The 14,071-nt window shown below is 35.2% G+C and carries 11 protein-coding genes and 1 tRNA gene; 6 read left to right on the top strand and 6 right to left on the bottom strand.

Annotated elements, in window-relative coordinates:
• Window positions 1-8 precede the first annotated feature (8 nt).
• Complete coding sequence (gene polA, locus ABWU36_RS03445) at window positions 9-2,573, top strand: DNA polymerase I (RefSeq protein WP_353272998.1); 2,565 nt, start codon at window positions 9-11, stop codon at window positions 2,571-2,573.
• Window positions 2,574-2,632: 59 nt separating this feature from the next.
• Window positions 2,633-3,700, top strand: a complete 1,068-nt coding sequence (locus ABWU36_RS03440; RefSeq protein ID WP_406719585.1) for a hypothetical protein — start codon at window positions 2,633-2,635, stop codon at window positions 3,698-3,700.
• Window positions 3,701-3,737: 37 nt separating this feature from the next.
• Here the strand turns inward: ABWU36_RS03440 and ABWU36_RS03435 are convergent, their stop codons facing one another.
• From ABWU36_RS03435 to ABWU36_RS03415, 5 genes are all read right to left on the bottom strand, one after another.
• Window positions 3,738-4,517 (bottom strand): exodeoxyribonuclease III, encoded by a 780-nt coding sequence (locus ABWU36_RS03435; protein WP_253309345.1) that lies wholly within the window; start codon window positions 4,515-4,517, stop codon window positions 3,738-3,740.
• Window positions 4,517-5,224 carry a uroporphyrinogen-III synthase gene (locus ABWU36_RS03430; RefSeq protein ID WP_264687969.1) on the bottom strand — a complete coding sequence of 236 codons (708 nt, stop codon included), beginning with the start codon at window positions 5,222-5,224 and terminating at the stop codon, window positions 4,517-4,519. Before ABWU36_RS03430 ends, ABWU36_RS03435 begins: the two co-directional genes overlap by 1 nt.
• Window positions 5,225-5,376: 152 nt before the next feature.
• Window positions 5,377-5,760 (bottom strand): hypothetical protein, encoded by a 384-nt coding sequence (locus ABWU36_RS03425; protein WP_253309343.1) that lies wholly within the window; start codon window positions 5,758-5,760, stop codon window positions 5,377-5,379.
• A gap of 81 nt (window positions 5,761-5,841) precedes the next feature.
• The gene (locus ABWU36_RS03420) at window positions 5,842-6,315 is read right to left on the bottom strand and encodes a hypothetical protein (protein WP_264688469.1); all 474 of its coding nucleotides are present in this window, start codon (window positions 6,313-6,315) and stop codon (window positions 5,842-5,844) included.
• A 70-nt stretch (window positions 6,316-6,385) separates the two neighbouring features.
• A tRNA-Leu gene (locus tag ABWU36_RS03415) sits at window positions 6,386-6,470 on the bottom strand.
• Window positions 6,471-6,532: 62 nt separating this feature from the next.
• Between ABWU36_RS03415 and tldD the strand changes: the two genes are divergently transcribed.
• From tldD to ABWU36_RS03395, 4 genes are all read left to right on the top strand, one after another.
• Entirely contained in the window at window positions 6,533-7,951 is a 1,419-nt protein-coding gene (tldD, locus tag ABWU36_RS03410) for a metalloprotease TldD (RefSeq protein ID WP_353272997.1), read from the top strand.
• A gap of 1,111 nt (window positions 7,952-9,062) precedes the next feature.
• Window positions 9,063-10,172: a PQQ-binding-like beta-propeller repeat protein gene (locus tag ABWU36_RS03405; RefSeq protein WP_253309341.1), complete on the top strand. Its 1,110-nt coding sequence runs from the start codon at window positions 9,063-9,065 to the stop codon at window positions 10,170-10,172.
• Window positions 10,165-11,553: a dihydrolipoyl dehydrogenase gene (gene lpdA, locus ABWU36_RS03400; protein ID WP_253309340.1), complete on the top strand. Its 1,389-nt coding sequence runs from the start codon at window positions 10,165-10,167 to the stop codon at window positions 11,551-11,553. Before ABWU36_RS03405 ends, lpdA begins: the two co-directional genes overlap by 8 nt.
• 2 nt (window positions 11,554-11,555) lie before the next feature.
• A complete protein-coding gene (locus ABWU36_RS03395; protein WP_253309339.1) occupies window positions 11,556-12,488 on the top strand; it encodes a tyrosine recombinase XerC in 933 nt (310 codons plus the stop codon).
• Here the strand turns inward: ABWU36_RS03395 and ABWU36_RS03390 are convergent.
• Window positions 12,433-13,887, bottom strand: coding sequence for an ankyrin repeat domain-containing protein (locus ABWU36_RS03390; RefSeq protein ID WP_353273215.1), 1,455 nt, complete (start codon window positions 13,885-13,887; stop codon window positions 12,433-12,435). The two genes, ABWU36_RS03395 and ABWU36_RS03390, sit on opposite strands and share 56 nt — an antisense overlap.
• Between the last annotated feature and the right edge of the window lie 184 nt (window positions 13,888-14,071).

Here is a 14,071-nt window from a genome sequence, read left to right as displayed (position 1 = left end):
TATCTACAATGAAAGAAAAAACTTTCACAATCATCGATGGCTATGGTTTTCTTTTCAGAGCTTACTATGTACTACCTCACTTAATTACCACAACAGGAATGCCAATAGGTGGTGTATATGGCTTTCTGAATATGGTTCTTAAGTACATTGCCCATTCGGACTACTTAACTATAGCACTTGATGCAGGAAAAAAGAATTTTAGGCACAATTTATATCCTGAATACAAAGCAAACAGAGTAACGCCTCCTGAGGATCTAATTCCACAGTTCACCATACTGAGGGAAGCGGTAGAAGCTTTTAACCTCAGCTATGAAGAAATTGAAGGTTATGAAGCAGATGACATAATCGCAACACTAGCTGCAAAATACGCCAACCACCAAGACTTTAAAGTGGTAGTCGTTTCATCAGATAAAGATTTATTTCAACTCTTGAACCACAATATTTTAATATTCGACCCCATTAAAAATATATATATAGATGAAAAACAAGTAATAGAAAAATTTGGTGTAAACTCACACAAGCTTCTTGATTTATTTTCTCTAACTGGTGATGCATCTGACAACATTCCAGGCGTTCCGGGAATAGGTCCGAAGACTGCAGCTAAATTACTAGATGAATTTGATTCATTGAATAATATTATAGAGAACATTGATAACATCGAGCAAACGAGGATTCGTAATATTCTTGCTGAACATAAGGAAAAAGCGCTAATTTCAAGAGAACTTTTATCACTATGCGAAAAAGTAGACCTTCAACATGATATTGCAAAATGTGAAGTTCGCCCTCCAAATATGGAAAAACTATTATCCTTTTTAAAGAAGTATGAATTCAATTCCTTAATAGGTAAAATAGAAAAGCTTTTTTCCTATAATGGATCTAGCACAAAAGAGAAAATAGAATATAGTAGTGAAGAGTTAGAGAAATTTTTGGAGCATTGTAGATATGAAGGCAAAATTGCAATTCATTACCACCTTGAAAACAATGTATTAAGTCTATCTTATAGCGAAAGTAATATTTTTTGTATAGAGCAAGATAGCATACAAAATGCACTCATTACAATCAACTCAACTTTACTCTCAAATGGGGTGCTTAAAATAATACATAACATTAAAGAGATGAGGAAAATCTTCCCTGCAGTGGAGAAGATGCTAGATTCAGTTGATGATTTGATGATAATGTCGTATAGCTTGGATACAGGAAAACATGATCACAGTATTCCAAACATAGTTGCGCATAATTTGAGTGAAAATGCAGAAATTTTCTCGGCAAAAACTTTAATAGCAATTCATGAAAAGCTAAAGCAAAGGTTATTTCAGGAAAAATTGTTCACAATTTACGAGCGCTTCGATAAGCCACTTATGAAAGTGATATTTAATATGGAGAAAAATGGAATATTGCTAAATATTCAAAAATTACAGGAGCTGTCCGATAAATTTCAGCAGGTAATTGCTGTACTTGAAAGTGAGATATATAATTTGGCAGGGGAGAAATTCAACATTGCGTCACCAAAACAATTAAGTGATGTTTTATTTAATAAAATGGGGCTTAATAAAAAGAAAAAGTCAAAATCTGGATCGTATAGCACCAATTATGAAGTTCTAGAGGCACTCGAAGAAGAAGGGGTAGAAATTGCAGGTAAAATTTTAAGTTGGCGACATTCAAGTAAATTGAAGAGTACCTACACTGATGCATTAATAAAACAGGTTGATCCGCTCGATGATAGAATACACACAAGCTTTTCAATAACTGCAACTGCAACTGGAAGGCTGAGCTCCAGCAATCCTAATTTACAGAATATTCCTATCAGAAGCGAAGAGGGAAATCTTATCAGACAAGCATTTATTGTGCCAAAAGGGTGCAAGATAATCTCTGCTGACTATTCGCAAATAGAATTGAGGCTCCTGGCACACGTTGCAAACGTTGCAGCATTTAAAGAAGCTTTTGCAAACGGACAAGATATTCACGATATCACCGCTAGGCAAGTTTTTGGAGTGCAAGAAATAGATGAGCAATTAAGACGCAAAGCAAAATCCATTAATTTTGGAATTATATATGGAATCAGCCCGTTTGGCCTTGCAAAACGGCTTGGAATTACCATTGCGGAAGCTGCTGAATACATTAATTACTATTTTTCCTGTTACCCAGAAATAAAGGCCTATATGGAAAAAGCAGTGTCTATCGCAAGATTGCATGGTTATGTAGAAACTTTGTTTGGCAGGAGATGCTTTGTAAGAGACATAAACAATACAATTCCTTATGTAAGACAATTTGCAGAAAGGTCAGCGATAAATGCACCACTGCAAGGAACTGCTGCTGATATAATAAAACGTGCGACGATTCAGCTTTTTGATCAGTTAAAAGTAGGTAAAATAATCCTCCAAGTTCACGATGAACTACTGGTTGAAGTAGAAGACGAAAAGGTACAAGAAACAGCAAAACTTATGAAAGACGTAATGGAAAATGCAATAGAAATTTCTATACCACTTGAAGTAGAAATAAAAATTGGCGACAACTGGGCTCTTAATTATGACTTAAACATGGCGGATTCTAAGAGTATAGATTATTTGAATTAATATGAAAAATATGCTACAATTAAAGTATAGTAAATGTGAGTAACTCAGTTATGACAAAAATATTAACTCCACAAACAAAGAATTTGGAGCCTTCAAATCAGGTAACTAACAAAGATGAGAAAGTTTTTAAATTTAAAAACGAGGAGCACCAGTTAATCTATCGTGCTTTCCTAGATACTTTAGAAAATCCAGAAACTCTAGAAAATCTAAAAAAGCAAACGAAACAGGAAATAGAAAAGAAGGAACAGAAATTGAAAGAAGAACTTCCAGATCGAGAAAAACAAGAATTACAGGATGATCTGAAGTCATTAGATGAACGATTAGAGCGATTACAGAATGGAAATGAAAAGAAAATTTTTACTTTTATATCAAAAAATCATGAAGGTATATTCAATAATATTAATCAAGAAGATATAAAGTTACTAAGTGAAGAAAACTTTTGTCAGCTTTTACTTTCCGTATTTGAAAAAATTAGAGAAAAAAATTTAGCTAGTGAAGAGAATTTAAAGAATGACAAAATAAAGCAAGAAGTAGCTGAATGTGTAGCTGATATACGCGGTACAGAAGCTAAAGATTCACTCATAAAGCTTGCTGGGTGGCCGCTTGGAATAAAGATAGACCCAAAAAATATTTCCAGCTCTTTTATGAATGGGGTGAAAGAAAAAATACCATTCTTAGGTAAAGATAAAAAAGAAGAGGATGAACCACCACTCAGTGATGAAGAGATGGCAACAGCATTCTTACGTAAGATTTTTCTTCCTATTTCTTTTTCCATTGCTTCAATATTAATTTTTGGTCCTACTACACTCGCGATAGTTGCTGCCGTTATTGGTACAATATTCGCCATAAAAGGGGGAGTGGAGGTTCTTTTTTCAAATGACAAAAAAGGTACTTTATATAACCCTCATTCACGAGATGAAAAGAAAAAAGAAGGATGGGATGGGAAAATTCTTGATGGTATTAGTAAAATTTTAGGATCCAAAGTTAATGAAACTGGGCAGGGTAATCAACCTGCTGTAACAACTGAGGAGCAACTTACTCAAAAGAGTGAGCAGTCTACTGTGCTTGAACAAGTTACTTTAGATCAGCAAAAAACCACAGGGCAGCAACCAAGTAAGACTACCTGAGTTTGCCAATAAAGTGAGTTGTGTAAGAGGTCTACTATTATTCTATAACGCATACAACAGGAGTATGATCAGACGGGTTTTCTAGCTTACGCAATCTATCATCTACGTAGCATGTTTCCAATTTATCTACAGCTTGTGGCGATAATAGCATATAATCTATTCGCATTCCTTGATTGTTTCTGAGTGAATTGCCTTGATAATGCCACCAAGTGAATTGTTGCAAATTGGGGTGGGATATTCTAAACGTGTCTTTAAACCCAAGATTCAAGATTGCTCTTAACTTCTCACGTTCTTTTATATGAAAGCACACTTGGCCATTCAATAAATTTGAATCAAAAACATCAATTTCATCCAGTGCAACATTATAATCGCCAGCTATAATAGTTAACTCTTCATTTTTCAACAAAGTGCTCATCCTTTCATATAGGTTATCAAAAAACTTGAGTTTATACTCAAACATATGAGAGTCTGGGCTTTGACCATTTGGAACGTATACACTTCCTACCCTTACCTTATGATTGGTGTGTTTTATCACACATTCTATATAACGTGCTTCTTGATGACTCTCTACAACATCAATTTTTAATTTTTCCAGTATCGGATATTTAGATAAAACACAAACGCCATTTCTTGCAACTTGTCCATAGATAGCATATTCATATCCTAACTTTTCTATCTCTACATAAGGAAATTGCTCTTCCGTACATTTTATCTCTTGCAGCAAAACTATATCTATCTGACTGTCAACTATAAAACTACAAAGTTGGTTAACTCTTTTACGTATGGAGTTTACATTCCAAGTTGCAATCTTTAGCATCAACAATCCTTATTAATTATATCAATTAAACTCTCCCCAGTAGGCAACCTCGATGTTATAATTTTTTTCCATTTGATTAACCTTAAACTATCAGCAATGTTTTTACTCATGGTATATGCAACTGTATTATTCATCACATGAGATAGCCCACTTTTTAGAACTAATGAACAAAATACCCTTGCTGTCTGTGAGGAAAAAAAAGCAACACTATCAATTTTACCATCCAACAGTAAATTTTTACACCTATTAGTTAGACTCCTTTTTATAATTGTTTTATAGAGTACAACTTCTCTTACATTAAAATCTTCTTCAGATAATCTCTTTTTTAGGTCACATGATACTTCTTGTCCCCTTATATACAAGAACTTTATTGCGTTTGAATAATGAGCTTTTATGAATGATATCAGACCATCAACGTTGCTGTCTGCTGAGATTATATCAGAAAATCCCAAATTTTTTGCAGCCTGCATGGTTGAATTACCAACTGTAATAATCGGAAAGTCATCCTCTTTGCATATTTGACTAAAAGCCTTTACACTGTTTTTACTTGTAGATATCACAACGTCAAATTCGTACGCAGATATATCAGGATTTAAGTACTTTATTGTGAATACTGGTTCTATAAAAACTTTGTATCCATACTTTCTCAATATATTTCTTGTATTGAACGAATCCAATAAAGGCCTCGTTAATAAAATAGACTTCATTCTGATTTATTTCACTACTAGTAAAATAGTACCCTTTATACACAAATTACTGAATAAAAATTTTTATTTTGATGGCTTGAGCAACTATTCAAGTAATTGATGTTGAAATAAGGATACTCAGTCCCCTATTTACCACTAAGCTTTAAATTCACTTATACTTTTCTAATGCTAATTACATTGAACTCTGTTGAATCATTCCATTTACCTGGAGTTATATTGAATACTAATTCTCTCTCATCTAAAGATAAAGTTCCATTATCTATCTTATAGTTATTTGTATAACACTGTTCGATTCTGCTATCTTCTATCCTCTCTTCTATTTGTAAAGATTTTGGATTAAGCATTATATCTTTATGTACGTTTCCATCGGAACGTATATATGTATATAAGTTTTTGAATACCAAATTCTCATATGCATCACGTTCTACTACATATGTACTAAGATCTGTAAGATCTCGATTATCCGTATTATATTCAGATATTACATAATAAGCATTATCCTCAAAAAAATCTGGGTGACTGTTTAAAAAATCCATATACTAACCTCTTTTATTATTAAACTATTAATATTATAGCTAATATTCCTATACAAGTCAAATAAGTTAACTTGTTGACACTTAAACTGCTTTTACAGATGGAGAGAGGGTATCAGTAGGTTTTTCTGCCTGTGGTTTGCTGATCAAAGTCCGAACGATATTAGCTGCCATAAAGGTACAGCCTAGAATAAAAAAGGCAGTAGAAACAAAAGGAATGATAGGAGATTCGAGAGGCAATATAGATGCAATTCCTCCTATTAAAAACGAAACGTTAGATGTAATATCAAGACAGATCTTTGTTAGTTTTTTTTGTCCTGCTACACCAAGTTGCTTCTGCTGTAGGAAATGATCCTTTAATGACCATATATTTAAAGCAAACGAAAGTACACTTAATATAGTGCCGGCAATACTAAAATACAGACTTAAGACAGGAATACTAAAGGCTAATGCTGCTATATATCCAATAAAAGAAGCAGTAGATAGTGTAGTAACTAAGCGTTTCGAGTAAGTTCGTACCTTCTTTCTGTAGGCTAACTTATCTTTTTCACCATACATAGCATAAATATTACCTAATACGTTATATTGTAGCATTAATTAATTCAACAAGCAATATGGAAGCTAAAAGTGCCCGAGAGAAGACTTGAACTTCCACAACTTAAAAAGTTACTAGCACCTGAAGCTAGCGCGTCTACCAATTCCGCCACCCGGGCTTTTTATAGTTTACTATGTTAAAGTTAAATAATATACTTAAACAATTTTTAGTTCAAAGGTAATGCCAAATCTAGATCAAATATTTTTCGCTCAAAACAATGTTAATATTAATAACGTATATAAAATAGTCAATAACGCTTTGAGCAATAGCGATGGTGGTGAGCTGTTTCTAGAATTTTGCCAGTCGGAGTCCCTGATTTTCGATGATAACATATTAAAACACGTGGATTTGAATACCACAAGGGGATTTGGTTTAAGGTCTTTTTGTGAGGATAGTACATCTTTCGTTTGTTCTTCTGAGATTAGCGAAAAAGAAATTAGTAATGCTGCTTCTATGGTAAAAAGCTCAGTGTCTTTAAACAAGACAAATTCAATAAATTTAAACGAAGAGACAAAAAGCCTATATTCGAGGATTAACCCTACAAATGAAATGGATCTGAATTCAAAGATTAAACTACTCAATGAGGTTAATGAGTATGTAAGGTCCAAAAATAACTGCGTGAAGCAAGTAAAAATAACTCTAAGTGGAGAATGGCAAGTCGTACAAATAATAAAGGGTGATCACAGATTAAGCGATATCAGGCCTCTGGTACGTTTTAATGTGCTAGTCATTGTAGAAAAGGATAGCCGTACCGAGAGAGGCTCCGCAGGACACGGTGGAAGGGATTCTTATAGTAAGTTTATTTCTGAGAAAAAGTGGAAAGAAGTTGCAAACCAGGCTTTGGAACAAGCACTGGTAAATCTTGAAGCAATTCCAACTCCAGCCGGAGAAATGACAGTTATTCTAGGTCCGGGCTGGCCGGGAGTATTGTTGCATGAAGCTGTGGGTCATGGACTCGAAGGCGATTTTAATTGTAAAGGAGTCTCAGCATTTTCAAATTCTATTGGTAAACAAGTAGCAGCTAGTGGCATCACAGTAGTTGATGATGGAACTCTGCCTAATTTGCGTGGTTCTATTAGCATAGATGATGAAGGTACTCCACCCAGTTATAATGTGTTGATAGAGGATGGAATTCTCAAAGGCTACATGCAGGATCATATGAATGCTAAACTCATGGGTGTGAATCCAACTGGTAATGGTAGAAGAGAAAGTTATAAAGAAGTTACTATGCCGCGCATGACAAACACCTATATGTTACCAGGGAAACATACGCCGGAAGAAATAATATCTAGCGTAAAGAAAGGTCTGTATGCAGTAAATTTCGGTGGTGGGCAAGTTGATATAACGTCAGGGAAATTTGTTTTTTCATCTTCAGAAGCTTACTTAATAGAAAATGGTAAAATTACACAGCCAGTCAAAGGAGCAACACTAATTGGTGATGGGCCAACAGTGCTAAAAAAAGTATCCATGGTTGGCAACGACTTAAAGTTGGACCCCGGTGTTGGCACATGCTCAAAAGATGGACAAAATGTGCCCGTTGGAGTTGGTCAACCAACACTCAAAGTCGACGCAATAACTGTTGGTGGAACTGAGATATAGATAAGGGCTAAAACGGGTTCCAGCGCATGACGAACAATTGTACAAACATTGTAGCCGTTATTCAAGTAGCCCGCAGAAACGAAAAAACTTACTTGACAAACTTCGCCAGCCTCCTTATTATGACAATAAGGGTATTTATGACTCAAAACTTGTTTTTGACCTGCAGGCTCAATGACAAAATTCAGTAAAAAACTTAGGGTATTTTTTGGCGGATTACATAAAATTATAGCGGCTGCATGTCTTTTAAATTTTTTCTACATTCAGCCAAATCGCGCTTATTTTAAGCGTTAGCACATTATTGCAGCGCCACTTACAGTAATATAGAGTCAAAACTCGCACCACGGGGCTTCTTTTGCCTTTTTTTCCGCTTGGTAAATTTCTTAATGTTTGTAGCTAAAGCAATTTAAGAGACCGAAAATGGTGTCATTCCAGCGCGTGACGCTGTAATCTAGTCTTTATTATGCAGCCACTTATTTAAAGTTAAGTTTTCTGGATCCAAGTAGTCAAGCTACTCGGATGACAGCTACCCTGAAAACCTTCATCCCGCTACGTGTTAGCGGGATCTATGCTAAGAGATACCGCGAATGAATCGCGGTATGACGGTCTGCGGCGATATGACGGTTCGTGGTGGCATGACGATAACCTCGTCATCCCGCTGCTTGTTAGCGGGATCTATGCTAAGAGATACCGTGAATGAATCGCGGTATGACGATCTGCGGCAGTATGACGGTTCGCGGCGGCATGACGTAGGATTGCTGTCATCCCGCTATGTGTTAGCGGCTGAGATACCGCGAATTAATCACGGTATGACGCAGAGCTCGCGTTAGCTATACTTTTATACTCCAACTCAGTATCCAATCTGGATCCAAGTAGTCAAGCTACTTGGATGACATCTTTCTTCTTGGTATAAATTACTTTTATATCTCAATGTTCATACAGCTATGCACGTTGCCGCATAGTGGATGAGGTGTATTACCTCTAAGAGTATGATTTTTACATAATAATATAATATTCTGTTCATAAATCAATGTTTCAACGTACAACAAGAACATTTTCATTGTGATTAAGATTTCTAGTATGTATATTAATAAATCTTGTTCTCAACTAAGTAATGAAAGTAATAATTGTTATAATAATGTTATTGTGTAGCAGTTACACAATGGCAAGCGAGCGAATAAGTCTAGTGGATAAAAAACTATCTCAAGGATATGTAGCTCCAGTGCTTACAGAAGATAGCGTTATTTTATCAGACAAGCACGGCGCTTTATATTCCTTTGATATTGATAACTCAAAGGCTATGAATTGGAAATTACACCTCTCACGTAGGAAAAAAATTGGTAACATGAGCCTATCGCATTATGAAAAAAATGTTTTCTTTATAGTGGATAACACTTTACACGCAATAGATGCAAAAACTGGCAAGATTGAGTGGGAAAAAGAATTGAGAGCTCCAGTAAGAGGGAAAGCAGCAGTAATAAATAATAAATTGGTAGTATTGACTATTGATAATTATCTGTACGTGTTTGATATAAAAGATGGCAGCTCCGTTTGGGCTTATCAAAACGGTATCAATGAGGTTCGAGGTTTGTATTCCATATCGCCAACAATTTCTAACGATAAAATAATAGCACCATTTTCAAATGGTGAGTTAATAGCTTTTAATGAAGACGGTAAAAAATTGTGGAGCCAAAAATTGGCTACAAACCTTTTGGATACACAGCTCACAGATGTAACTACTACACCGAGAGTGCTTGGCGATACTTTAATAGCTACAAACAATTCTTATATTTATGGTATTGACGTGAAATCAGGAAATATTTTGTGGTCAAAGTCACTGCAAGTAAAAAGTGTATCAGACATTGAGTCATATTATAGTCCTCTTATTCCTGCAGAGAAACAAAAAGAAGGCGGAAGAATTTTTATAGTAACTGAAGATAATAAAATAATCGGCCTGGATATAAAAAATGGAGAAACAGTCTGGGCATCTGATTTAATAGAAAATACGCAATTGTTTGCTCCAATTGTGCATGCCCATACACTGTGGGTGACAAGCAATAAAGGTTCAATGCTTGCTTTTCCTGGATCTGAAAGTGCAGGAAAGGTAATCAAAGTACCTGGTAATGTGTTTCACACTCCAGTGTTTACTCACGATAAAATATATGTAACAACTGAGGGAAATGGTGTTTATTCTTTAGAAAATAGGTTTGTTCTTTATGATTGATTATGACCTGATTGTTATAGGTGGTGGTCCAGGCGGTTATAAGTGTGCTATCGCTGCTGCAAAACTTGGATTGAAAGTTGTCTGCATAGATAAAAATAGCATTTTTGGTGGTACATGCTTGCGAGTTGGGTGCATACCTTCCAAAGCACTACTTCATTCTTCCTATCAGTATGCTCACACGAAAAATGATCTGTCGAAGCTTGGCATAAAAATTAAGGATGCAAGTTTCGATTTAAAAGAAATGCTAGGCTATAAGGACGCCAGAGTTCAGGAACTTGGAAAAGGTATAGAATATCTGTTTAACCTTCACAAAATCACTAAAATCAATGGACTTGGGAAAATTACTTCTTTTGACCAAGGTAATCTTGAAGTTTCAGTTGAAGATAAGGTGCTGAAGACAAAAAATATAGTAATTGCAACCGGTTCTGACGTTATTTCTTTGCCAGGAATTAATATCGATGAGAAAAGTATTATTTCATCAACTGGTGCATTGTCTTTAACTGAAGTACCAAAAAAACTTGTCGTAATCGGAGCCGGGGCAATAGGGCTTGAAATGTCTTCTGTATGGAGGAGGCTAGGGTCTGAAGTCACTGTAGTAGAATTTTTTGACAGAATCGCTGCAGCAATGGATGGAGAATTAAGTAAGTCTCTACTTTCTAGTCTACAAAAACAAGGAATAAAATTTTTACTTAGCACTAAAGTTGAGGGAATAAAACAAAGTAGTAACTCTTTGAGTGTGAAAGTTTGCTCTGTAAAAGATAATCAAACAAACACTATAGAGGCGGATAAGGTATTGGTGGCAGCAGGACGCAAACCATGCACTGAGAATCTTAGTATTGATGAAAAAATAGAAAAAGATAATCGCGGTTTCGTTCAAGTTAACAACAGATATGAAACTAATGTGAAAGGAATATTTGCTATTGGTGATGTGATTGGTGGAGCAATGCTTGCTCATAAAGCAGAGGAAGAAGGAGTGGCAGTTGCAGAGATAATAGCAGGACAGTCACCTCACGTTGATTATGAAATTATACCATCTGTCATTTACACTCACCCTGCGGTTTCTTCGATCGGTAAAGCCGAAGAGGAACTCAAAAATGCTGGCTATAAGTACAAAGTTGGTAAATGTCAATTTGCTGCAAACGGCAGAGCAAAAATCACTGATGATGCTGAAGGATTCGTGAAAGTGCTGACTTGTAGCAGAGCAGATACAATACTAGGTGTGCATATCATAGGAGCATACGCTGATACGCTAATCAACGAAGCAGCGGTTGCAATGGCATATGGCGCAGCAGCAGAGGATATATACAGAATTTGTCATTCTCATCCTGATATAAATGAAGCCTTTCGAGATGCGTGCATCGATGCTTTCTTTAAAAAATAATTGTGGACCTCGGTTCAATCATTGAAAAATGGTATGAGTGGCTGAGGTGCAACAGATCTTATTCACCAAACACTTTAGAGTCATACATGAGGGACTTGAAGGATCTTATAAGTTTCCTAAATACTCACATTGGTGGAGAAGTAAATGTTGGTACTCTGAAAAATTTAAGTATACCTGAGTTAAGAAGTTGGCTTACCTCTCGTTATGCAAGAGGTGTGAATGCAAGATCTAACGCTCGTGCATTGTCAGTAATCAGAAATTTCTTCAAGTACATAAAAAACAACTACAATATAGACAATGAAGCTGTATTTTCCTTATCAAGGCCAATTCAGAGAAGAACTCTGCCCAAAGCATTATCAATACCTGATATAAAAACTTTGGTGAAAGAAATGAAATTATCTGACTTGAGCGAACCTTGGGTGGTAAAAAGAGAAATTGCAATTATCGTCCTGCTATATGGTACAGGCTTAAGAATCAGTGAAGCGTTGAATCTTGGGGTTAGTGATATTAACAATGAAAGTTTAATAGTAACAGGTAAGGGAGATAAACAAAGGCAGGTATTCATTCTTCCGGTAGTAAAAAAGTGTATACAGGAATATGTAAAAGCCTGTCCTTATCTTGGCATTAATAATGAAACACAATATCTTTTTTTGGGAGTAAGAGGAAAAAAATTGGGAAGAACTTATGTGGCTAATCGTTTGCAGAAAATAAGGAGAATATTAAATCTGCCAGAAATCTTATCTCCACATGCATTTCGTCATAGTTTTGCTACTCATTTGCTTCAAGAAGATATTGACATAAGATCAATACAACAACTGCTTGGCCACTCAAGCCTGGAAACCACCCAGGTTTACACTCACCTCAATTATCAAGATGTTTTTAACATGTACAAAAATTTTCAGCAGGGCCTGGAGAAGAAATCAAAACCCTTGTAACTTGAGGATTGTCGGTGGTACCACCAGGTCCTATATCTCGTTCATCCGCTTTACATAAATAATATCCTACTAAAAAAAGAACCAGTGCAACTGCTGTAAGACAAGCACCTATTACTAGATAATCGTATAAAATTGCTAAACCTACACAACCAGTCAATGCTCCAGATAATATAAAAAATGCATAAGCATAGTTGCTTTGTTTTTTACCAGGAGAAATTGCCTCCGAGGATTTTTCGTTTTTATTACTCAGACTTTTAGTACGGAGCAGTATATTTTCTGATGAAAGCCTATCTCTTTCTTCCCTTACTTGTTTCAAATCTCTTTCTAATTGTGAAATTTTGCTAGTTTCGCTCGTTTTTTCACGCACAACCTTATCCAGCTTTTGCTCTGTTTCTGCAAGTTGAGCTTTTGTCTTTTCAAGTTCATCTACAAGTTTTTGTGCAAACTCCTCAAAACCTGCTGGTATATTATTCGTATTTGCTACAGGTTGCTCTGCACTTGTAGGGAATTTTTCATTTAGATAATTTCTGATACGTTCAATACTTTCAAATGCAGCAGTAACAATTGCACGATTTATGAAACAATTATCCTCTACTAACTTTTCTACATCATCTAAATCTTTTCTATTAATAGCATCAGTTAATCGCTCTGTAATAGCTTGTTCAATTATTTTCTTCAACCGTGAATTTTGCTCTATAGCTCGTATTGGCTTTATTTGACTAAAATCTAGGTCTTTATGTTTTAAAAGTTTAATCAATACTTCTTCGTTATCTTGTGTTATTCCTTGTAAACATATTAAGCTCAGGGGTGTTTCTATTTCTCCATTTTGGTTTCTTTTCCAGCAATTAGGATTAAGCTCTTGAGCCAACAGTGTTTTTGCTCGGTTAATATTTCCATTAAAAAGAGCATCTAATAATTTTTTTCCTTTTTGTGCTTTTGTTATTTCCATTGTAAGATGCGAAAAGTCCTTTTTTTGTATTCGCCCTATTTTTTCAATATATTCCTTAGAAGTATAAAAAAAACATTGGTTGTACTCTGCATGTTCTATAAGATATGCTCTGGTACGATCATGTTCAGGCTCAAGATATTTATCCTGAAGAAGAAAAACTTTGTTTTTACTGTTTGTATTAATGCTAGGATGTCTAAGTAACATCCGTATAAAATTCTTATTTTCCATGTGAAAGGCTAGATGTAGAGCTGTATTACATTTTTTAGTTTCTTGAGCATTAATATTTAAATTTTGATGTTGTAAAAGCAACATCATCATTTTTAAGCATATAGGGCTGTCATCACCATTCATGATAATAGTCATTAGTGGTGTATATCTCTCATCAAACGCATTAACATCCGCACCTTCTGCTAGAGCTTGTTTAAAATTCTCTAGGTTTTCATCATCAATAGCTTTAAATAACTGTTTTGTTGATTCACTTAGCTGTCTAAAGTTGTCGAATTTCGAGCTTGCGATGCCGTGTTATCACCACCTCCATAAGCTCCATAATATGTTACACCGTTTCTATAAGGCATACTAAACCCTCTTTATTAATGATTTACTAATATAATTATGTAAAAAAAAAGGAAAATTG

It is taken from the genome of Wolbachia endosymbiont (group A) of Portevinia maculata, from assembly GCF_964028525.1.
Lineage (GTDB): Bacteria > Pseudomonadota > Alphaproteobacteria > Rickettsiales > Anaplasmataceae > Wolbachia.
The sequence above is the reverse complement of the archived record's forward strand: the minus strand, read 5'-3'. Positions and strand labels throughout refer to the sequence as shown.

What these genes read in the sequence shown, in the direction of transcription:
- polA (WP_353272998.1), top strand. Translation starts at nt 9, where the DNA reads ATGAAAGAAAAAACTTTCACAATCATCGATGGCTATGGTTTTCTTTTC.
- ABWU36_RS03435 (WP_253309345.1), bottom strand. Translation starts at nt 4,517, where the DNA reads ATGCTAAAGATTGCAACTTGGAATGTAAACTCCATACGTAAAAGAGTT.
- ABWU36_RS03430 (WP_264687969.1), bottom strand. Translation starts at nt 5,224, where the DNA reads ATGAAGTCTATTTTATTAACGAGGCCTTTATTGGATTCGTTCAATACA.
- ABWU36_RS03425 (WP_253309343.1), bottom strand. Translation starts at nt 5,760, where the DNA reads ATGGATTTTTTAAACAGTCACCCAGATTTTTTTGAGGATAATGCTTAT.
- ABWU36_RS03420 (WP_264688469.1), bottom strand. Translation starts at nt 6,315, where the DNA reads ATGTATGGTGAAAAAGATAAGTTAGCCTACAGAAAGAAGGTACGAACT.
- tldD (WP_353272997.1), top strand. Translation starts at nt 6,533, where the DNA reads ATGCCAAATCTAGATCAAATATTTTTCGCTCAAAACAATGTTAATATT.
- ABWU36_RS03405 (WP_253309341.1), top strand. Translation starts at nt 9,063, where the DNA reads ATGAAAGTAATAATTGTTATAATAATGTTATTGTGTAGCAGTTACACA.
- lpdA (WP_253309340.1), top strand. Translation starts at nt 10,165, where the DNA reads ATGATTGATTATGACCTGATTGTTATAGGTGGTGGTCCAGGCGGTTAT.